Genomic DNA, 22,172 nt, shown 5'->3' with positions numbered 1-22,172 from the left:
TATCTACCTGTAAAGTTTACGTCTACTTCTTCTTTTTTTTCTTTTATTTAAATTAACTGTTCTTATTATAAATGCTAATACAATTAAAAATAAGATGAAAATTCCAGCAGTCACAAAATATATAGGCCTATCCTTTTTTACTAAATCTGCTTTAGACACCGTTGAATAAAGCTTATAATTTTTGACTTTTCCTTTTTCATTTAATGATAAGGTTCCAATACTATCATTTCCTTTAAGACTAGAAAGGTCAATACTGGCTACATTTATTTTTTCCTGCAAATCTTTTTTGTTTGCTTCGTTGTTATAGTAGCTAACATCCTCTTTAACTACCAGTGGTATACTAACAGTTTTCTCTGGTCCAAAAAAACCAAGAGGTTTGTATTTTAATATTTCAGTTTTTATAATAGATTTATTTGCATACAATACTGTTGGTTTTAAATCATAGCTATAGTCAATTATTTTTTTCATATCATTAAAAACATAAGTATCTTTGTCATCCATCAATGATCCAAAAACAACTCCCATAACTTGCCTACCATTTCTCGTATAAAAAGCTACAAGACATCTCCCAGCAGGTGTAGTAAATCCTGTTTTTCCAGCAATACAACCATCCACCCCAAGGAGTTTGTTGCTATTCTCTAGTTTAAATGTTGTACCCTTTGATGTTGATATGGTATTTTCCTTTTTACTCATTGATTCCTTTACCCAAGGGTTTAAAAATGCGGCTCTAGCCAATATACTCATATCATACGATGTAGTATAATGATCTTCATCATGAAGCCCATTAGGAGTTACAAAATGAGTTCCTGTCATATTCAATTTGGCTGCCTTATGGTTCATCATTTGCATAAAGTTTGTTGAATCTTCTCCAAAGTTGTCTGCAATCATATAGGCCGCATCATTTGCTGAATACAGTAACAGACCATCCATTACGTCTGCACTTGACATTTCTTCATCAAGTCCTATTGAATGAAAATTAATATTTAAAGAATCTGCTGGCTGATTTTTTGCAGTTTCAGTATATTTTATTTCATCAGTTTTTTCTGTATTCTCAGCCAACAATAGTGCGGTCATTAACTTTGTTGTACTCGCTGGATACATTTGCTTGTCCACATCTTTCGCGTAAATTATTTCGCCAGTTGCAACGTCTACAGTAATTGCTGCTTTACCATATATTGTTGGTAAATTAGTAGTGCCATTGTCATATGCAGCAAAAACATTTGAACTCATAGATAATACCAATAATAAAACAATCAAACTAATAAAACTTTTATGCTTCAATTTTCATCTCTCCATTACTTTAATTTATTGTTAGTTCTTTATAAAACACATTTTACAGTATATCATTTTACAAGATAATTTTAAATAAGAATTCTTAAGTTTTCAGAGTTAGCACTAGATTTAGCAAACTCAATATTTACTCTTCTTTTATTTAACTTCTGGCCTAAACTATTTTTTAGAATAGCATTATTGTCAAAAATAGTTTTTATTAAAGAAGCCGCTACATCTTCAGCACCAAACTGTTTAGTAAGATAAGCTTTATCTTTATACAATTATTAGTTATAATGAATTGTATTTCATAAAATAATCTGACTATTAGTTTAAATACATTACACTAAAGGAGGAACTTTCAGATGAGTTTTCAATTACCAAAGTTCATATCACCAGATTTCTCGCAGAGTTTTCTTGTTGATGCACCAGATGTTAAAACAGGTGAAGTTAAAAAAGATGGAGTTGCTCCTAAAGGTTTCTTAATAACTTCTATATCTCCTGAATATTTTAAAGTTAAAGGAGAGTGGGTACTTCCAACCCAAACGTCTATAGAATGCGCCGCTGTCGTTCGCGATAACAACACTGTAGAAAGTGTGGAATTTAGAAACCTTAAAGTTTATGATAAAGTTGTTTTAGGAAAATCTGAAGATGGAAGCGAAGGTATCTACAAGTATACTAGTGGATTTGATAACTTACCAAATGTAGGCCTAGGTCGCTCTGTTGAATCTTCATTTTCAAGGGATTATGAAGAACTACATGAATTATTAGAATATGAAAAACAAAATAATGGACATATAGTTTGGGTCTTAGGGCCAGCTGTGGTTTTTGATTATGATACTAGAGCTGCACTATCAGAACTTGCTGAAAACGGTTATGTAAATGCTCTTATGGCTGGAAATGCTATGGCAACCCATGATTTAGAAGGTGGACTTCTCGGAACAGCACTAGGTCAAAATATATATACTCAAGAATCAGTCTTAATGGGACACTATAACCATTTAGATTTAATTAATGAGGCTAGACGCGCAGGTTCTATAGAAGCATTACTTGATGAAGGAAATATAAAAGATGGATTTATGAAAACCTGTATAGAGAAGGATATACCTATAGTTCTTGTTGGATCTATAAGGGATGACGGGCCACTTCCACCAGTTTATCATAGTGTATCTTGTGGTCTAGATGCTATGAAAAAGCAAACGGATAAAGCAACAGTAATAATTTGTCTTGCTACGGTTCTTCACTCAGTAGCAACTGCAAACTTAGCATCATCTTATAGAGTTATTGATGGAAACGTAAGACCGGTATATTTTTACTCCGTAGATATTGCTGAATATGCAGTTAATCAAGTAGCAGTTGCCAGGGAATACGTAGGTGTTAAAACAATAGTTACTAATGTTCAAGATTTTGTAGTTAATCTTCAAAAAAACTTGTGTCAATGTAACTTCTAAGTTATTTGCATCTAAACACTAACATACATTATTCTATTAGTAGGAGGAGATTTAAAATGAGTTTTGAATTACCAAAGTATACACCACCAGATTTCTCGCAAGATTTTCTTATTAATGCTCCAGACTGTAAACTCGAAGAAGTAATTAAAGAAGGAGTTACTCATAAAGACTATCATGCATTATCAATATATCCTGAATATTTTAAGATTAAAGGAAATTGGGTAATAGCTAATGAGAGCCGTATGGACAGTGTTGCAGTTGTTACCAGCAATTATGAAATATCTGTTGTGGAATTTAGAAATTTAAAAATTGGCGATAAAGTTGTCATGGGAAGAACTGAAGATGCAAGTGAAGGCATCTATATGTACACTAAAGGCTTTGTTACTGATGAGTCAGATACTGATACCTTTGCATTTAGAAGTGGTAGATCGAGAGAAACAGCCTTCTCTAAAGATTACGATGAATTATATGAAATTATGCAATATGAAAAGGACCATGCCGGAAAAATAGTTTGGGTTTTAGGACCTTCAATTGCATTGGATGACAAATCTAGATCTGCATTTGCCTCACTGGTAGAAAACGGATATGCTCAAGCTGTTTTATCTGGAAATAACCTTGCTACTTATGATTTAGAAAAAGCAATGTTCAAAACAGTATCAGGACAAGAAATTTTTGAGTCTCATGAGAATGCTCAGTATAACTACATTGCAACTATAAATGAGGCTAGACGTTCAGGTTCAATCGAGGAGCTTATAAACTCAGGAAAAGTTAAAGATGGTATATTAAAAGCTTGCGCCGAAAATAATGTTCCCGTAGTGCTTGCTGGTAGTATAAGAGATAGCTATACCTTACCAAATGTTTATGATAATGTGTATGAATCCCAAAATGCAATGAGAAAACATACACGAGGGGCAACTATGCTTATATGCTTATCCACAGTACTTCATACCATAGCTGCAGGAAATATGACTCCATCTTACACAGTAAAAGATGGGGTTGTCAGACCAGTTTATATATATTCTATAGATATACAAGAGTTCTCTGTTAACAAGTTATCTGATAGAGGAACATTAGAAGTTAAGACCTTAGTTACAAACGTCCAAGACTTTATAGTTAACGTAGCGGAAGGATTGATTAAATAATTCAAAAGCTATAATCACAAAAAACTTTTGCTTAAATTTGTCATGTCCCCTTTATCTTAGTTATAACTTTATGGTTTAGCAAATTCGCTACTCTCATAAAAAAGCCGGGGGATATGAACAAATTGTAAGTGTTTTTTGCTAATGGTCATATTTTTACATTATAACTTTTAAAATGGTAGCAAAAATACCTTATCTTGAAAATTAACCTATTTCTTTCAATTAATCCTTTTAAATTTCTGAATATATACAGCCAAATACGCAATTTCATCTTCAGAAACCTTTAGATTTAACTCGCCTTCAACAAATTTCGAAATTTTTTGTGCCAACTTGAAGGAAGCAAAATACTTATGCTTTATAGTATGTAATAATTTATTTTGAAGGGAATTATTGTTTAAAATTCTTTGAATAGTAAATCGAATATGAGTAATAAATCTGGCATACGCAAGTGATTTTCCATCTATTTCAATAGCTAATTCATCCTCAATCATTTTTATAATAGTATTTGATACAAATGCATACCTTACCGCATTAGACAACCCGCCATCATTCCTTGCAGCATGTATGTGCAATGTTATAAATGCAATTTCACCATCTGAAAAGTGAATCTTTGTTTTATCAGCAATCATAGTTGCAGCCTTTTGAGCTAGTTTATATTCTTCTGAAAAAAGGATCTTAATTTCATCTAAAAATGGATTTTCAATATTTTCACCCTTTTTAAGTCTCTTTAAGGTAAACTCTACATGGTGAATTAGTGATAAATGAACTCTTTCATATAAATCTTCATTTAGTTCTTTAGATATCATGTGTATTATTTCCTCACAGAGCGCAATCACTTCGTCGTCAACAGTATTTACAATTTTATTAAAATTGTCATAGTTAATTTTATTCTTAATAGAAAATATTTTCTCAATAGAAGAATCTTTAGATATATTATCATCTGGATGCTTCCCAATTCCTATTCCTTTTTCATAAAGAATTTTTTCTGTGTTGGCTTGATACACCAGCAAAATATTATCATTAATTACTTTAATCACATTAAAATCAGAAGTTTCAATTTTCATTGCTTTTACCCCCATTTTATTCTGAAAGCCTGTATACGTTATCATTGATATTTATATGTCAATGATAACACAAAAACAAAAAAGAATCATAAGCTTTTAATTTAAAAGCCCAGGATTCCTTTTTATGATCAAATTCAGTTATTACAATACAATGCCTGCTAGATTGTTATTAAATCATTGCAAATAACAAATAACCGGAGTATCAGCCTCAATATTATCAAATATTGTTTGTGCTAACTTAGGTGGTGAATTTATACAACCATGTGAACCATTTGTTAAGTATATATCTCCACCAAACACTGTTCTCCAGCTTGCATCATGTATACCAATACCACCATTAAATGGCATAAAAACATTGACAGGCACACTATACCCCTCTCCCTTTAATGTAGCATTTTTTTCTTTATATAGTAGTTTATAAACACCTGTGGGTGTTGCAAAATTGCTACTTACATTACCAGTAACAACATCTCCTTGTGTAATAAGAGAACCATTCTTATAAAACCATAAATGCTGTTTTGTCATATTAATTTCCACATAGGTATTCCCAATATCATTAATATCATGAGATAACGCGGTTTGAATATAGCGGGGTTCTTTTGCTATGGTTTGTCCACCTTTTATAGTGCCAATTAAATCTGCCACTTCTCCTGAACGCTCAACTAACCATCCATAATTTCCACCACTGACCTTTAACATTGTTCCTAGTGATGTTATAAACTCCCTTTGCTTACCATATGTATCATAATTATTATCAAGGTTACTAAGATAATTTTTTATTTCATTTTCATCAAATATAATTGCAAGATTTTTGTCAACACTAAGCCATTTATGTATTAGAGCCGCATCTAAAACTTCTTCACCTCCATTAAAGGTATAAGTAATTTTTGAAGCTATATATTTATTAAGTAAAGCTTTAGTATTTATAACTCCTTTGGAACTTGAAGTATACCTTGGGTTTATATAATAATTTTTCGTTTCCAAATTTATTGTTGTTTCTCCACTCAGAATTGCATTTACTACATTTTCATATAATGGCTTGCTGTTTACTTTATTCCCCTTGACCTCATTTACAATCATATATCCAGCATCTGAATATTTAAAGCTAACTTCCTTAGGCTGAATGACTTTCTTACTATCAAAACAAGAAAGATTATCAAATTGTTCTTTTAATAGTTTTTCATCATAAGTCGCCATTCCATTTATTTCAGATGCTTTAGGATTAAAAAGCGCACTAATCCACTTGAAAGATTTCTGGCTATCTTTTAATGCTTGCATTTTATCCTTTGCATTATATTTAAGTCCAATGTCAGAAGCCTTAATTTGTTCCTTCACACCTCCTCGTTCTTCTAATTCCAACGTATATATTTCACATTTTGATGCTACTGCTTTATCTAACTGATCTACAGTTTTACCAGAAGCATTGATACCATTAATTACAGAACCAAAATAAAAATGAGTGCTAAAATAAATTGATATGCCCAAATATAGAACAATAAAAATAAAAATAGAAATTATAATAGCATTAATAGGCTTATTTAGTTTTGATTTTTTTGCTTCCATTCTAGTTTTTCTGCGTTTTACCTGCTGTATTTCCATGGGACACCTCTTTTTATATAATATTACTTTTTAATCATATTCCAACGTATAGAAAATGTAAAGTGAACTAAAAAAATATTTATTATTATCTATTATACAGTAATAATGTTATAATTAAGTGTAAAATTTTCTTATAAACATATGATTACAATTAAATCCCAAGGGTAAAATCTATAATAACTAATAAAAACTAAATTTATTTTCATTTAAAACTAGGGAGGAATAAAATGATAGATAAACATACTGCATTTGAAAAATACAAAAAATTAGTTACTGTGAGTAATAAAGAGATAGCAACTAAGCTTGATAATCCATTTAAATTACAAGGTACCCGAGATAGAGAATTATCCCAATTATTTATTAGAGCAGTTGAACGAGTTAATAAAAATTATAGAAAAAGTAATCAAACAATTGTAGAACAAATTAATAAAGTTACTAGCTTTAACATTAATAGATTTAATAAGCTCCTCACTGCAAATGTGGAATTCATTCCAAATAAGGAAGAAGTTAGAATACTTGAATGGTTATTGTGTAATGATATAAATGATTTTACAGATGATTTGAAAATTAAATATGAGGAATAAATTGTAAATAGCCCACTTACTATTTATTAGCAAGTGGTCCGTCTTTTATATTTTTAATTAAATTCAGATAATTTGTAATTCATGTTAAAGTTCCTCTACCATGTTATCCTTATCAACTAAATTATTGTCCTAATATAATTTTATTTCTGTTTCTTCTACATCTCTTATAATAGTTGATTGATGGTGGTTATCCAATTTTTTCATTTCGAAGAAAATGAATGTTCCAGTTACCATTGATGATACAATATCAGCTAATGGTCCTGCAGATATGACACCTTTTAATCCAAAAAATCTTGGTAATATGATTAAAGCAGGAATAAGTATCAACACCTGTCTTGAAAGACCAAGTAATGCAGAATGTTTTGATTTGCCCACGGCTTGAAAATAATTTGATGAAACAATTTGAAATCCAATAAAAGGTAAGAACATCATATATCTCTTAATCGCCATAGTTCCAAAGGCAATAAGCTCTGTATCTTTACTATTAAACATAGAAACTAATTGTTCAGGAAATAACCTGGTGATAATCCATCCAAGTACAACAATACTTGTTGCAAATATTACAGCTAACTTATATGTTTCTTTTACCCTATCATATTTCTTTGCTCCGTAATTGTAACCAATAATGGGTTGCGCACCTTGAGTAATACCAAAAACAGGCATAACCATAAGGGTCATAATGCTATTTACAACCCCCATGCCTGAGATGGCAATATCTCCTCCATAAGTAGCTAAGCTAGTATTCATGATGAAATTTTGTATACTAGCAGCGATTTGCATTGCAAATGGTGCAGCACCTAAAGCAAGAATACCTTGAATAACAGCAGGTTTTAATTGCAGATTTTTTCTTTGGATTTTTAACAAGCTATTTCCTACAAGGAAATACCTCATTACCCATATTGCTGAAATTGCTTGGGATATAATAGTAGCCAAGGCTGCTCCTTGCATGCCCCAGTGAAACTCAAATATAAAAACTGGATCTAAAATAGTATTGATTAAAGCTCCAATTAACATGGTGTACATAGCTATTTTGGGATTGCCTTCAGATCTTATAAAATTATTCATACCCATTCCAATGGATTGAAATACTCCTCCTAATAGAATAATCTGCATATAATCTCTTGCATATGGTAATATTTGCTCACTAGCTCCCAAAAGCTTTAGCAATGGTCCCAAAGCTACTAAACCTACTATGCTTAAAATCAAAGAAGTCAAAATTAATAAACTGACTGCATTACCAAAAATACCTTCTGCTTCTTCTTTTCTATTTTGCCCTAACCTAATTGAAACTAATGAATTGGCACCTATACCGATAAGCATGGAAAATGCCATCATTACTAGCATAACCGGGAACGCAATTGTAATACCAGCTATCCCTAGAGAACCAACCCCATTGCCTATAAAAATTCTATCTACTACATTATATAGCGCATTTACTAGCATACCTACTATTGCAGGTATTGAAAATTTCATTAATAGTTTTGATACTTTCATTTCTCCTAATTGTTTTGAATTGTCCATTTAAATTCGTGTCCCCTTATTTGATTTTACGAAACTCTTCAAGCTTTATTAAAGCTGTTTTAAATTTTTCTTTAGAATTTATTAAAGAAAGCTCTTTTTCTTCAAGTAAAGCTATTTGCTCTTTAATTTTATTTATAGATTTATCTATCATAGAATTGTCTTTTATATCTCCATTAAAAATCCCTTTAACGTCGTTTCCCAGTTCCATAATTACTTTAACATCCTTTAAGCAGAAGCCTAAACTTTCTCTTAACTCCTTTATTCTATTAATATTTTCAATGTCTTCTTCACAATATAATCTATAAGAAGCATCAGTTCTTTTAGGTTCTATAAGTTTCAAGTCTTCATAATATCTTAAGGCCCTTTTTGTAAGCCCAGTTTTAAGAGCAACTTCTTCTATCTTATAATATGTTGTATCCATAATTCACCTCATCAAAATATTATACGTCACTATAACCTTTACGTCAAGGTTACACTTTCATTGCTAATCATCTAAATTTTAGAAGGCCTCCATAAAAAAATATGGAGGCCCTTCTAAGTCCGTTTTTAGTATTTATTCTACATTTACTATATTTACCCAGAAACCTGACCCCTTATTCACTAAGAGCATCATTTCCAATTACAAATTTCCCGAATCTCTTAAATGGATATACAATAAACTGCGCTTTTCCTTTTATATACTTACTATCTATATACGAATTTTCCCATCTTCTAGCATCCCACGAGTCAGCTCTATTATCTCCGAAAAACAAATATTTATTTTTTGGAACCTTAAATTGTTTACCTAACTCTTCCTTGTATACTACATAGGGTTCTTCAATTTTCTTTCCATTAATAAAAACTTCTCCGGTATCTTTTACATCAACTACATCTCCTGGAAGGCCTATCAGTCTTTTTATTAATTTCTCTTTTAATTCATAAGAATAAAAGACGATTATGTCACCTCTTTTTAATTTACCTTTATTATAAACTCTTGTAACTACAATTTTATCTCCTATCTTAATTGTAGGATACATAGATTCTGATGGAACTTTAACATTGTAAAATAGAAATTTATTTATTAATGTTGCTAAAATTATTGCTGCAATTATTGGCAATAACCAATCTTTGCTAACCTGTTTTAATAATTTCATTTATTTAACCCCCTCGTAAAAATTACAATGCACTAATCGGAGTGAAAATAGACATAAAAATACATATTAAAATCCATGCTTGAATCGCCAACCTCAAAACCTTCTTTGAAAGACAAGATAAATAAAAATGAGATTGTTGCTTTGAGTCATAAAAAAGTCTTTGATATATTCTTTGTTTAGTTCCAACTGGCGGTTCAATTTCTATATCTATAGATTTAAACATTTCTTTTAAAATTTCATCTTCATTCATCATACTCATCTCCTGATATCTTTATAAATTCTTTTCTGAAACTAATTTTTGCTCTTTGTAATAAGCCATCAATAGCCTTTGGTGTTTTGCATAAGTATTTTGCAATGTGGTTTACACTATAATCATCTACATATTTGAGAATAATAACATACTTATAAATAGGCTTCAAATTACTTAAAGCTTCTAAAATTATTTTTCTAGTCTCCAAATTGATGACGATAAATTCAATATCTTGAATGTCTTCTACGTAATTGAGTTCTTCACCACACGCAAAACCCTCCTTCCGGATAGTACTTCTATAATAATTTAACACTTTATTTTTTGCTATTCCACAGAGCCAAGTTTTATAGGAGCTTGTACCTTTATAGTTAGTGATACCTTTCATTGCACTTATAAAAGTCTCCTGAACTATATCCTCTGTGGCTTCTTTGTTTGCAGCCAATCTTAAAAATACGAAAGAATAAACATAATTAAAATTAGCATCATATATTTCCTTAAATTTCTCTTTATTCATTTTCTTTATATTAAAAATATTTTTCATCGTCTATTTCCACCTAACCATTTTTGGCACTATAATATAACATTTAAATAATTTATAATTCATCATATTTTCAAAGCCTTCATAACTTAGTAACATAGCAAGATGAAATCCCCCGAAAAAATCACTTTTCGAAGGACTCAAACTTTGGTTTCTTTAATAGCCTCAATGTTTTACTATAAGTTCCAGTTTGTCAATTGCTATTCTTTCGTCATAAGTCAGTTCACCATTTTGATTAGTTATAGTACTAATCAATAATTTGTCCTCTATACTCTGTTTTAATATTTCCTCTACAGTTAAAAATGCTTGGTTTAAAGTAATACCCAAATTGTCTGGATTTTTACAAAAGACTGCTTCATTAATTGAAGATTTCAATTTCGAATAATACTTAACTGTATAAATGGGATTCATATATTTTCTATCTTGATCATTAAAATTCGTTGCAATGAGCACATCATATGGCATTATTTCATAACATTCTTCGTGCTTTACTGGTTTGTTTTCCCTGTTTTTAAATAGCCCAAATAACATATCTAATCCACCTCTTTGATATTATTTAATGCCTAATTGTACCATAAATAAGCCACTATATAAATACAATAAATTACATCTTTTTTATGCTTTCCCATGTAAATTTTACTAATTATTAAATTAAGGTACTATTGGCAACATAAAAAAAGCTTATCCCATAGATTCCTCTATGAAATAAGCTTTTCATTTTTATTGGTTAGTTAAAGTGTCAATTATTTAAATACTTTAATACGATCTTCTAATGGTTGAAACTGTTTTTCATCTGGCTGTGCAGTTGCTTTACCAAATGGCATTTGTGCAATAAGTTTCCAATTACTTGGCACTTTCCATTCTTTTTTTACTTCTTCCTCAATGAGTGCGTTATAATGTTGTAGTGATGCACCAAACCCCTCAATTTCTAAGGCAGTCCATATAACGTATTGGTGCATTCCACTTGATTGTTGAGACCATATTGGAAAGTTATCTGCATATAAAGCAAATTGACTCTGAAGAGATTCTGTTACAGCAGCATCTTCAAAGAATAAAACTGTACCATATCCATTACGGAATGAATTTATTTTATCTTCAGTTTCACCAAACTTATCAGCAGGAACTATCTTCCTTAAACTTTCTTTTGTAATATCCCATAATTTATCGTGATGTTTTTCTAACAATAAAATTACTCTAGCACTTTGAGAATTAAATGGTGATGGTGTATTCTTTAGGGCCTGTTCAATAACTTCTTTTATTACCTCATCTGCTACTACCTTTTCTTTACTAATTGCATAGAATGAACGTCTGTCTGCTACAGCAGTGTAAAAATCTTTTTTCATATTATTATTCCTCCAATTTTTATTAACTATTATTTTTTCATTATTTACAAATACAAACTAATGTATTCCTATTTATATTTAACAAAAACCTGAGATAATTTTTTAGGTATCATGTACCTAATTAGTCTATTAATTCTTAACCTTTATTTTTGTTGCATTTCTTATACTCTATAAATTCTTCAGCAGTTAAAAAAATTTCTTTCACCCCTAACATTTGACACAATTGAGTTGCGTTTGGTACTTCCAAATAAGCATGTTCAAGTTCTTCTTTATGTGAATATACCTCCCTTGTAGTTCCATCTAGTAAAACATTCCCTTTAGCAAAGACTACTGCTGCTTCAAAGGTTTCTGCTACAAAGTCCATATCATGTGTTATTGTAAGTACTAGCTTCCCCTTAGCACTTAAATCTTTGATTATACTTTTAATTTTTTCTCTTCCATAATAATCCTGCGCAATAGTTGGTTCATCAAAAATTATTATTTCAGTATCCATAGCCACAATAGATGCTATACTTATTAATTTTCTTTCAGATAAACTAAGATCATAGGGATTTTCACTTATTTTTTCATATAATCCAACTGTTTTAAGAGCATTTATAGAATTTTCTTTAGCTTTCTGCGGAGTTTGCCCTATATTTAATGGCCCAAATATAACTTCGTCCATAACTTTATTTTTAAATATTTGATCATTAGGATTTTGAAACACTAATCCTATGTATTTCGCAAGTTCTGCTACAGTTGACTTCTTGGTATTTATACCATTAATCACTACATCACCAGAGTCAGGTTTAAGAAGGCCCTTTAATAGCTTTACAAATGTAGTTTTTCCTGCTCCATTTTGTCCGATGATAGCAGTAGACCTACTATCAAAGCTTAGATTTATTCCGCTTAATATTTCTTCGTTTTTATCATAAGAAAAATGTAGGTTTATTACTTCTATTTTATTCATTATAACTCACCACCAAATCATAAGCCTCATCTATGGTAATTGGGTACAGCCCTGTTATTTTACTCTTTACTCCAAGCCCTTTACATACTTTGGTGAAGGCAGGGACAGTCACTCCATAATCATCTAAGTCTTCTCTTGAAAATATTTTTTCTGGTATATCAAAATCTACTATTTCTCCATGGCTTAGTAGCATAACCCTATCAGAATATTTAGCTATTTTCTCCATCTTATGTTCTACCATTACCACAGTCATTCCCTCTTTACTTAAATTTTGAATGGCTTTAAATACTTCTTCGGAACCCTTAGGATCAAGTTGTGAAGTCGGCTCATCTAGTACGATAATTTCTGGTTTCATAGCTATAATGCTTGCTATAGCCATTCTCTGCATTTGGCCTCCTGATAAATCAAATGGATTTCTATCCTTAAATTTATATATATCTAAAAGTTTAAGGGAATTATCTATTCTTTTTCTCATCACTTCTCTTGAAATTCCCATATTTTCAAGTCCAAAAGCTATTTCTTCATAAACTGTTAGCTTCGAACCTGTAACTTGAGTGAACGGGTTTTGAAATACTATTCCAACTTTTTGAGACAATTCACTTATTTCGTTTTTTGAAACCTCAAAGCCATCTACAATAACACTGCCACCATAAGCACCTTTATAAAAATGAGGCACAAGACCTACTAGAGCTTGGCATAATGTTGATTTACCAGATAAGTTTTTACCTACTATACCTATAAATTCACCTTTTTCTACTTCAAAGGATATTCCATTTATGGCCAGTTCATTTGTTAATGGGTATCTATACTTCAAGTTCTCCACAATTATTTTCTTCATATAAAAAACCTCCAAACTACAGCTAATAAAAACAAAAGTATTAAAACTATTTTTATTGTTTTGTTATAACTACCATTTTGTTCTTCATTTAAAAAGCTTTTCTTAGATTTAGAATTAAATGCTCGAACCTCTAGTGCCATAGCCCTTTCTCTAGTATTAATTAATGAATTCATAACTACAGGTCCTATTAATGGCAAAAATGCTTTTATTCTAACTCTTAATTTTCCCTCCGTTTCCATACCCCGAGACCTTTGAGCATCTGTAATGGTTTCCATAGTTGCAGTCATTTGAGGTATTATTTGAAGCACCGATGATAAAACATAACCTATTTTAGGAGATAACCCTCTCCTTACTAAGCACTCAATCAAATCAGAAGGTTTAGTTGTTAATACTAAAATTGCAAAAGCACATAAAATATTTATTACCCTAATGCATATTTCTAAAGCAAATAAAAGACCTTCCTTATAGAAAATAATATTTCCTATATGAAAAGCAAATGTCTTGTTTCCAGCATTAAATAGCCCTTGTATAATAATAATTGAAAGCAGTATTATCATACTAAAACTTATAAGTGGTATTACTTTTTTAAATACCTTAGCTATTAATAGTAAAATAATACTAAAACTCATGCATAATAAACCTATGGTTTTATAAGGCATAATTATAGGAATTGCTATAGATATAATTATATATAACATCTTACTTATAGGATCTACCTTATGTACTATAGTATCCTTTTCTTGATATAAACTTAAACCTTTCAAGATTTATCACCATCCTTAAAGTACGAATAAAATCAAATTAGGAATTGACACCCTGGGTCCTAAATCTTATTTGTTGTCAATTCCTATTTATATTAGTCCTTATAATTCATTATAATTGCTCTAATTCATTATCATTACTATATAATATAGTAAGTTTTCTTGGTAATACTTTAAATACACCATAAGCCACTACTACAGTTGCTATCTTATCAGGTACATCCACCAGTAGTTCATCTAAAAATGAAGCTATCCATACTGGAAAATGATTCGCAATTAAAGATGCAAATGCAGCATCTCCCCAAATATTTCCGGTTTGACCACCCCAAAATATTATGTTTATTGGTGTAGATACAATAGCCGAAACGCAAGCAGCAACAAGCCCAACTACTATAGCCTTACCAATACTTTTAATCCATCCGCGGTATGCCATAATACCAACTGTCAGCCCAATAGCAATACTTGTTAATGCATAAATAAAGGATATTGGATCCATAGTTAGTCCATATATAATGTTATTAGTTGCCCCTACTATAGCCCCTACAATAGGGCCTGCAAGCATACTCGCAAGTACTGTACCTATAGCATCAAGCCAAAGAGGAAGCTTTAGAACTCCTGCAAATAACTTACCGATATAATTAATACCAACTGCTGCTGGAATAAGTACTATTGATGCCGTGGATAATTTAAAATTCCAAATACTACTTTTTTTCATAATAAATCCCCCTAAAACTTATTTTCTTTTTTCTAATTTCACTATAGCTTCAAGAACAGTAAGAATTTCGTTTTTTTCACCTAAAAAAGTAATTCTCTGTTATATGCTATATCTATTGGATCTACTAAAAAATTTTTAACTCTATCTACCCTTCCTGGATCAGCAGGCAATATTGCATATTCTGCAGCTTCCTTACTACAACATCTTATATGTGCTTGAATGTCATTTACCATATTTCACCTCTCATAAATTGACTTCATTATCGTAATATCAATTTGTTGCATTATCACAAAAGACTTTTGTCTCGCTCTTGTGTAATTTTAAAATATTTTTAAATTGTTTCCTTATAATATAATTCTACATTAATTCCCAACTTCCTTAATACATGATAACATTTATGTAAATAAGTACTAATTTATTATTTCAAATAATTAGTAATTCTCCAGTTGACAAAATACCTTATTTTAACATAGACTCTTTGTCCTTCTACAATATAATGCTACTATCTGAGTCAATTTTTCTCTATAATTTATTAATTATGCTCTGTTTAACAAGGATGTTGAAAATTGATGTTTTCTGAACATTAAATTATAATAAGACCTAATGAAGTATTACAAATGTTTTATTATGCCAAGTGTATAACAGTCAACTACCCATTACCCTAAAGGGTAGTGGCTTGTAGGCGCAATCCAAACAAAATAAAAAGAACTTTAAATACTTTAGAAACAAGAGGGCATGAGGAAGTATCAAAGAATAGCAAGTTCAATGACAAATGTACGTCTAAATAATAATGTTTTGAAGGTGAGGAGATGAGGTTACGTTAGGTTCAGTCATTAAGTCATTGTTTATATCAGTACCAATGGTATTAAGTATAGCAGTTTATTGTAAAGTAGATAACGAGTACATAATAAATATTCCAACCAATTTATTTTTCATATCTGTTGGTTTGATTATGGAAATAGGTGCAGGATTTGCAAATAGACCTTGCCTCTATTTGGCCAAGAAGAGGTAACAGATACAAAAAAACTTCAAACTCTATTTTAGAGTTTGAAGGCAATTTACAATTAATTTTTAGTTTTGTCACTGTAATGACACATAGAATTGTTACTATAAGTGAATAGAAGGTGATTGATTTTTTTAATTAGAGTCCCCCTTTAATTAAATATAAATTTAATATAACCCCCTAAAAGAACTGATTTAATATAATCAGTTCTTTTTTTTGCTAAACTCTTTATACCTTCCATACAAGTATCTTATTTAAAAAGGAGGTTAACTGCTCCGATTTTGGAGACTTAAAGGTTTCCGCACTATTGCCACTTTCAATTATTTTATTATCCACTAAAAATATTACCTTTTCACATGCATTTTTAGCAAAACCCATTTCGTGAGTTACAATTATAGTATTTAGCCCATCATTTTGAAGCTCTCCTAACATATTTAATACTTCTGAAGTATATTCAGGATCAAGGGCTGAAGTTGGTTCATCCAGCAATAGAAGTTCTGGTTTTATAGCCACAGCTCTTGCTATAGATATCCTCTGTTGCTGTCCCCCTGAAAGTTGGAATGGATATTTATCCTTTTCCTGCGCTAACCCAAACCTACTAAAAAGCTTATTTGCTGTTTCTATTGCCTCAGATTTATTTATACCAAAAGTATGTATAAGTGGAAGCATAACATTTTCCATAGCTGTAAGATGCTCAAAAAGTCCCTTAGACTGAAATACAAATCCAATATTTTTACGATGAATTTGCAACTCTTTTTCATTAAAGTTAATTTGCTTACCATCAATATACATCTCTCCTGAACTGGGTAGAAGTAGTCCCCCTATAATTCGAAGCAAGGTAGACTTTCCGCCGCCTGAAGGACCTATAATGGCAATAGAATTAATGTCATCTTCAAAGCATACATCTTGAAGCACTACTTGTTTTTCAAAATTTTTACATATGTTTCTTAGCTCTATATTCATGCTTATATCTCCTCTCAAGCCATGTTGATACCATTGAAACACTAAAGGTAAGTATAAAATATAAGAACCCAACGAATATATAATTCTCAAACATCCTAAAGTTATCTGCAGATATTTCCTGTATTGTTTGAGTAAGTTCAATTACAGCAATTACAGAAAGTAGTGAAGAATCTTTAATTATAGATGAAAATTGACCCGCAAGTGCTGGTAATATTCTAGCCATTAAAATTGGGAAAGTAACCAGCTTAAAAGTTTTTATAGGTGTAAGTCCAATAGCTTTTGCTATTTCATATTGCTGATTATCAATACTTTCAAGTCCTCCCCGTATAATTTCAGAAATATATGCTCCTTCAAATATAGACAGAATTATAATTCCAGCTAAGTATCGATTGTTAATTCCCCAAGCGGTGCCAATAATATAGTAAAAGAAGTAAATTTGCACCAAAAGTGGTGTACCTCTTATTAAGTGTATATAAGTCTTACATAGATAATTTATTATTAGTACCTTTGAACTTTGAGCAATAGCAGTTAATGAGCCAATAAATAAACTTATTATTAAACTGCCAATAGATATCACTATTGTCATTAAAAATCCTTGCCATAATCGCTGTTTATATTGAAGAAGCGTTGTAAAATCTAATTTTAAACCAATTATTCTCAGAGATAACCACATAAAACAAACAAGAATTAGCAAAACGCAAATAGCACTTATAACTTTATTAATAACTGTTGGATTTTCATTACGTGTATATTTCATATTTTCTCCTTAATCAAAAAACCATGGAAATGAAAGCTTGTCAAATATTTTCTTTTCCTCTAACATATATTTGTTTGTAAGCTTATCAAATCCACCTTTTGCTTTATATTCTTTTATAAAAATATTTACTTTATTTAAGAGTTCAGAATTTCCCTTATTAACAGCCATTCCCCAATTTTCACTATCCTGGAAAGGTATTAGTATAGCTTTTGTAGTTTCCTTATTAGACTGATTCTGACGATAAATTGTTAGTTGATCATAAATAAATGCATCTGCTTTTCCTTGTACAATTTCTGTAACACACGCATTTTCCGAAGAAAGTGCATTTATCTTAGCCTTTGTCAATTTAGCATTAGCATATATATACCCAGTTGTACCTTTTTTAACATCTATAACTTTATTATCCTGATTTAAGTCTTCAACCTTATTTATCTTGGATTTATTATTTACTAATAATCCAAGATAGGAGTGAGCATATGGATCAGAGAAGTCCACAACCTTTTTACGTTCATCAGTAATGGTCATAGAAGATATAACAATATCCACCTTTCCAGTCTGAAGTGACGGAATAAGTCCATCCCAATTAGTATTTTCAATTTTTACAGGTCTTTTTAAATATTCACCCAAAGCTTTGGCCAAATCTACACTTATACCACTTGGATTTCCCTGTGCATCTTTTGTTTCAAAAGGCGGATATGCAAGTTCCATCCCTATAACTAAAGGTTTGTCATCAGTCTTTACACCCACCTTTTTTGATGTACAACCTACAAATAATGTTCCTGTCATTATAACTATTAATAAAAATGATAATAATTTTCTCATATACACATAACCCCCAATACTTTATATATTATATTCCTTATATTCTGTCTAAAAAAATTCTTTGTATAACTATATAAGTTTAAACAATACAATTATATTATAATCCATATTCTTCTAATACACTACTAAAAATTATTACTTACTTTTGTTCTATTTATATATACTACTTAAATATGATAAAAGTCAAGCATAAAAAAGCCGGTGAATTATATCTCCAGCTTTTATACATCTTAAGATGTATATTGTACTTCTACTTTTGCCACTAAATTATTTCAACATAGTTATAAAAAAATATTTGGAAAACATCTATGTTGATGTATATCCCCAAACTGCATTGAAGAGACGAACTTTTGGAATCTTTCATTCAAAATGCCCCAGTTTATATTTTCAACAAATGTAGAAATATATTTTCTTTTATTTGTTCCAAAGTCCATGAAATATGCATGCTCATAAACATCCATGATTAATATTGGATAAGAGAGCCATACTGCCCCAGTATCATGTAGATCACTTCCTATTATGTGTAATTTGTTATCAAGCAGATCTATTGAAAGAACTGCCCAACCCCTCATTGATAACCCTACATTTGTAAGATAAGAGATGAAATTATCATAAGAAGAAAATTGATTTACTATAGCATTTAATACGGGTCCATAAGGAATGTTATTGCCTCCTACCATATTTTCAAAATAAAGATTATGAAGCTTTACACCATCCAGTGAATATGTCTCTCCTAGTTTTAAGCTACGCATTCTTGACATAGTTGCATTACTATCAGCATAATCCGCAGGCATATAAGGTGTGTTCCAAATTTCATTTAGTAATTTTACGTACCCTGAATATAATTTATAATGTTCCTCTAGCTGCTTCATTGAAATGCCTTTGACTGATTTGAAATCAAAAATTTCTGGTTTTAAATTATACATTAAATTAACCCCTTTAAAATACTATAATATATAATATGTATAAGATTGGTGCTTTTATACCCACTTTTACATTCACCAGCGATGCTACTCAATTTGATTTAAAAATATGCAAATGCGCGAAATATTCTTTTATTTCGCGCATTTATTTTCTATTATTCTACTCTAATGCATCTTTAAGTAAGTCTAATTTCGCACCAAGAACAGAAAGGTCACCATATTTCTTTTCAAAGGAATCTCTTAGGAATGAATAGGTGTAATTATATTTTGATTCATCTAATTTCCCCTCTGATTGTGAATCACGAAATGCAAATGTTACCTCATCAAGATTATCAATCATGCAAAATAAAACTAATGCATTTCTGTTTATATTAAAATAAGTTACATTATTATCATCTTTGGCAACAGGCCACTCAATGATATGTGAAGCATCCTTTCTCGCTTCATAAAATACATTAAGCTTGTATGGCTTATTTTCTGTTACCATTGATATAAATTGTTGTTTAAAGTAGTTATAAGGCACAGGGAGAGCATTTACTATAACAGAAACCTTGCTGTTATCACCTAAATATTGCGTTTTATATTTTGAAATCCCAATTAAATCGTATGATGGCATACCAACTTTTACAACAAACCCATAGCTAACTGTTCCTCTATCTTTAAAGTTTAATCGCAAGGTATAAATATATTCACCCGCATCTTTTGGTGCAGTCATACCTAACCCTGAATCTCCCTGCACAGAGCTTGGTGGTACTGGCTTGTATAATTCTATGGACTTACCGTCTTTATATATAGAAATCTGTTCTATTGAAAAATCATATTCTTTATCCTTTTTTAATTTCTGTGTACCAATAACAAATTGTTGACCTGGTTTTACTGAAGTAATATTCTCTAATTTATAATTGAAATTTTTAGGATCATCTGAGTCTGCCTCAATATTCTCACCATTATATTTCCATGAATAGGTACCCATGAGTGCGATTTTTGCTTCTTGATCTTCTACATTTATATATATATCAAAGGGAGTGTTTTTTACAGCTCCAACTCCAGCGCCTAAATATAATGCACCAAATATAAGACCTCCTAGTAAAATTACAGAGAGAATTATTACTTTTTTTGATTTTCTAGTATGATTCATAATTGCTATCAATCTTTCTTTTAAACCCTTTTTTTCTTCACACATAGTTACTTGCAATATCCCACTAGGATATTTATATTGTGCTACAACAGATATCAATGTATCACCATAATCTTGTTTTTCTGAAGGACTAAGATTTTTGATAACCGCTTCATCACAAGATAATTCACAAGAACTATTAATTTCTTTTTTAATAAAATACATAAGCGGGTTAAACCAGTGAATTGCTGAGGCTATCATCGTTAGCCATTTTACCGCGATATCAAACCGTTTAAGATGTACAATTTCATGAAGCAGAATATTTTTAAATTGCTTTTCATTAAAGTTAATATCGGGAATAATAATAGAAGGTTTTACAATTCCGATTAGCATTGGTGTATTCAAAAATTGATTACGGAAAAGCTTTACCCTGTGTCGTCCATTCAATAATGTAACTAGCATTTCGTTTTCTCTATTAGTAGCTAAAATATTTGATTTCTTCAAGTATTTTAAAAATCTAGCATACCCTGTTAAGTTAACACTGAGTGTAATTAATACTCCCATTAGCCAAAGATACACACTATAGTGATTAAATAGATCCTGAAAATATTTACCATGGTCAGCATCATCATTATAAACACCATTAGCTACATTTTCTTGAACATTTGGTAGTGAATTTGAATTAGATATTTTTGTAGCAGTCCCCACCACTGATTGTTTTATACCTTGAGAACTTGCTACCACTGATGTTTGATTGCCATAAAACAACTCATTCATAATACTTGTTTCAAAAGAAAATGGTAGTATCAATCTTAGCAGTACTACAATCCAAATATAGTATTGAATTGACCTTGAAAGCTTGTGCTTCATAAATGGCTTCACAGCAAATATTAATGCTGCAAGAATACTACCTGACAAAGAAAGCGATAGTAATAACTTAACTGTGGCGTTCATCACTATCACCTACCTTAAATAGATCACGTAGCTCTTCAATATCAGTATCATCAAGCTTTTCACTTCCCAAAAGAGATGCCACAAGTTTCTTGGCACTCCCAGAATATAACCGATTAATTAAACTTTGGGTGGTATATTCATTGTATTCTGTCTCAGTAACCAAAGGTTTATAATAAAACACTTCTTTTTTAGTGGCTAAAACTACACCTTTTTCACAGAGTCTGCGAAGTAAGGTTTTTATTGTAGAGGCTTCCCATTTACTGGTCTGCTCAAGTGTTTTTCTAATATCTGCTATTGGAAGTTCACAACCGGCTTCCCATAATACTCGAATAACTTCAACCTCTGAATCTGTTATTTTTGAAACCAATGAACTCATATTCAGTCCCCCCTTGAGTTTACTGTTGTAACCTCAAGTACAGTTTACAACCGTAACCTCCATGTGTCAATAGGTAATTTATATTTTCATAAAATCGTTTATT

The 22,172-nt window shown here is 30.7% G+C and carries 25 protein-coding genes; 3 read left to right on the top strand and 22 right to left on the bottom strand.

Annotated features, from left to right (window positions below; genetic code table 11):
- Positions 1–3: 3 nt before the first annotated feature.
- Both ACREVU_RS10460 and ACREVU_RS10455 read right to left on the bottom strand, forming a co-directional pair.
- Positions 4–1,281 (bottom strand): D-alanyl-D-alanine carboxypeptidase family protein, encoded by a 1,278-nt coding sequence (locus tag ACREVU_RS10460; protein ID WP_431551539.1) that lies wholly within the window; start codon positions 1,279–1,281, stop codon positions 4–6.
- An 80-nt stretch (positions 1,282–1,361) separates the two neighbouring features.
- Positions 1,362–1,553, bottom strand: coding sequence for a hypothetical protein (locus ACREVU_RS10455; RefSeq protein ID WP_431551538.1), 192 nt, complete (start codon positions 1,551–1,553; stop codon positions 1,362–1,364).
- 81 nt (positions 1,554–1,634) lie between these two features.
- Here ACREVU_RS10455 and ACREVU_RS10450 point away from each other — a divergent pair, with 81 nt between their 5' ends.
- Positions 1,635–2,720 (top strand): putative NPN-dependent ornithine cyclodeaminase, encoded by a 1,086-nt coding sequence (locus ACREVU_RS10450; RefSeq protein ID WP_431551537.1) that lies wholly within the window; start codon positions 1,635–1,637, stop codon positions 2,718–2,720.
- Positions 2,721–2,776: 56 nt separating this feature from the next.
- Positions 2,777–3,862 (top strand): putative NPN-dependent ornithine cyclodeaminase, encoded by a 1,086-nt coding sequence (locus ACREVU_RS10445; RefSeq protein ID WP_431551536.1) that lies wholly within the window; start codon positions 2,777–2,779, stop codon positions 3,860–3,862.
- Positions 3,863–4,077: 215 nt separating this feature from the next.
- Here ACREVU_RS10445 and ACREVU_RS10440 read toward each other — a convergent pair whose 3' ends face one another.
- Complete coding sequence (locus tag ACREVU_RS10440; RefSeq protein ID WP_431551535.1) at positions 4,078–4,923, bottom strand: PRD domain-containing protein; 846 nt, start codon at positions 4,921–4,923, stop codon at positions 4,078–4,080.
- A 174-nt stretch (positions 4,924–5,097) separates the two neighbouring features.
- Complete coding sequence (locus tag ACREVU_RS10435) at positions 5,098–6,522, bottom strand: L,D-transpeptidase family protein (protein WP_431551534.1); 1,425 nt, start codon at positions 6,520–6,522, stop codon at positions 5,098–5,100.
- Positions 6,523–6,749: 227 nt separating this feature from the next.
- Between ACREVU_RS10435 and ACREVU_RS10430 the strand changes: the two genes are divergently transcribed.
- On the top strand, positions 6,750–7,106 hold the full coding sequence (locus ACREVU_RS10430; RefSeq protein WP_431551533.1) for a hypothetical protein: 357 nt from the start codon (positions 6,750–6,752) through the stop codon (positions 7,104–7,106).
- A gap of 129 nt (positions 7,107–7,235) precedes the next feature.
- Here the strand turns inward: ACREVU_RS10430 and ACREVU_RS10425 are convergent, their stop codons facing one another.
- From ACREVU_RS10425 to ACREVU_RS10340, 18 genes are all read right to left on the bottom strand, one after another.
- Positions 7,236–8,627 carry an MATE family efflux transporter gene (locus tag ACREVU_RS10425; RefSeq protein ID WP_431551532.1) on the bottom strand — a complete coding sequence of 464 codons (1,392 nt, stop codon included), beginning with the start codon at positions 8,625–8,627 and terminating at the stop codon, positions 7,236–7,238.
- Positions 8,628–8,643: 16 nt separating this feature from the next.
- Complete coding sequence (locus ACREVU_RS10420; protein ID WP_431551531.1) at positions 8,644–9,048, bottom strand: MerR family transcriptional regulator; 405 nt, start codon at positions 9,046–9,048, stop codon at positions 8,644–8,646.
- A gap of 172 nt (positions 9,049–9,220) precedes the next feature.
- Complete coding sequence (gene lepB / locus ACREVU_RS10415) at positions 9,221–9,760, bottom strand: signal peptidase I (RefSeq protein ID WP_431551530.1); 540 nt, start codon at positions 9,758–9,760, stop codon at positions 9,221–9,223.
- Between the two features lie 22 nt (positions 9,761–9,782).
- Entirely contained in the window at positions 9,783–10,013 is a 231-nt protein-coding gene (locus ACREVU_RS10410; RefSeq protein ID WP_431551529.1) for a hypothetical protein, read from the bottom strand.
- Positions 10,003–10,551: an RNA polymerase sigma factor gene (locus tag ACREVU_RS10405; protein ID WP_431551528.1), complete on the bottom strand. Its 549-nt coding sequence runs from the start codon at positions 10,549–10,551 to the stop codon at positions 10,003–10,005. The genes ACREVU_RS10410 and ACREVU_RS10405 overlap by 11 nt, the downstream gene beginning before the upstream one ends.
- A 162-nt stretch (positions 10,552–10,713) precedes the next feature.
- Complete coding sequence (locus ACREVU_RS10400; protein ID WP_431551527.1) at positions 10,714–11,079, bottom strand: hypothetical protein; 366 nt, start codon at positions 11,077–11,079, stop codon at positions 10,714–10,716.
- A 212-nt stretch (positions 11,080–11,291) separates the two neighbouring features.
- Positions 11,292–11,891: a nitroreductase family protein gene (locus tag ACREVU_RS10395; RefSeq protein ID WP_431551526.1), complete on the bottom strand. Its 600-nt coding sequence runs from the start codon at positions 11,889–11,891 to the stop codon at positions 11,292–11,294.
- Between the two features lie 136 nt (positions 11,892–12,027).
- A complete protein-coding gene (locus tag ACREVU_RS10390; RefSeq protein WP_431551525.1) occupies positions 12,028–12,840 on the bottom strand; it encodes an energy-coupling factor ABC transporter ATP-binding protein in 813 nt (270 codons plus the stop codon).
- Entirely contained in the window at positions 12,833–13,678 is an 846-nt protein-coding gene (locus ACREVU_RS10385; protein WP_431551524.1) for an energy-coupling factor ABC transporter ATP-binding protein, read from the bottom strand. Before ACREVU_RS10385 ends, ACREVU_RS10390 begins: the two co-directional genes overlap by 8 nt.
- The gene (locus ACREVU_RS10380) at positions 13,675–14,442 is read right to left on the bottom strand and encodes an energy-coupling factor transporter transmembrane component T family protein (protein ID WP_431551523.1); all 768 of its coding nucleotides are present in this window, start codon (positions 14,440–14,442) and stop codon (positions 13,675–13,677) included. The genes ACREVU_RS10385 and ACREVU_RS10380 overlap by 4 nt, the downstream gene beginning before the upstream one ends.
- A 109-nt stretch (positions 14,443–14,551) precedes the next feature.
- A complete protein-coding gene (locus ACREVU_RS10375; protein ID WP_431551522.1) occupies positions 14,552–15,154 on the bottom strand; it encodes an ECF transporter S component in 603 nt (200 codons plus the stop codon).
- Between the two features lie 80 nt (positions 15,155–15,234).
- A complete protein-coding gene (locus ACREVU_RS10370) occupies positions 15,235–15,387 on the bottom strand; it encodes a hypothetical protein (RefSeq protein WP_431551521.1) in 153 nt (50 codons plus the stop codon).
- A gap of 998 nt (positions 15,388–16,385) precedes the next feature.
- On the bottom strand, positions 16,386–17,120 hold the full coding sequence (locus ACREVU_RS10365) for an amino acid ABC transporter ATP-binding protein (protein WP_431551520.1): 735 nt from the start codon (positions 17,118–17,120) through the stop codon (positions 16,386–16,388).
- Positions 17,092–17,877, bottom strand: coding sequence for an amino acid ABC transporter permease (locus tag ACREVU_RS10360; RefSeq protein ID WP_431551519.1), 786 nt, complete (start codon positions 17,875–17,877; stop codon positions 17,092–17,094). Before ACREVU_RS10360 ends, ACREVU_RS10365 begins: the two co-directional genes overlap by 29 nt.
- A 9-nt stretch (positions 17,878–17,886) precedes the next feature.
- Positions 17,887–18,699 (bottom strand): transporter substrate-binding domain-containing protein, encoded by an 813-nt coding sequence (locus ACREVU_RS10355; RefSeq protein ID WP_431551518.1) that lies wholly within the window; start codon positions 18,697–18,699, stop codon positions 17,887–17,889.
- Positions 18,700–18,980: 281 nt separating this feature from the next.
- A complete protein-coding gene (locus tag ACREVU_RS10350; protein ID WP_431551517.1) occupies positions 18,981–19,625 on the bottom strand; it encodes a superoxide dismutase in 645 nt (214 codons plus the stop codon).
- A gap of 157 nt (positions 19,626–19,782) precedes the next feature.
- Positions 19,783–21,693, bottom strand: coding sequence for a M56 family metallopeptidase (locus ACREVU_RS10345; RefSeq protein WP_431551516.1), 1,911 nt, complete (start codon positions 21,691–21,693; stop codon positions 19,783–19,785).
- Positions 21,677–22,069 (bottom strand): BlaI/MecI/CopY family transcriptional regulator, encoded by a 393-nt coding sequence (locus ACREVU_RS10340; RefSeq protein WP_431551515.1) that lies wholly within the window; start codon positions 22,067–22,069, stop codon positions 21,677–21,679. The genes ACREVU_RS10345 and ACREVU_RS10340 overlap by 17 nt, the downstream gene beginning before the upstream one ends.
- Positions 22,070–22,172 lie beyond the last annotated feature (103 nt).

Source organism: Clostridium sp. (assembly GCF_050717535.1).
Lineage (GTDB): Bacteria > Bacillota > Clostridia > Clostridiales > Clostridiaceae > Clostridium_AD.
The sequence above is the reverse complement of the archived record's forward strand: the minus strand, read 5'-3'. Positions and strand labels throughout refer to the sequence as shown.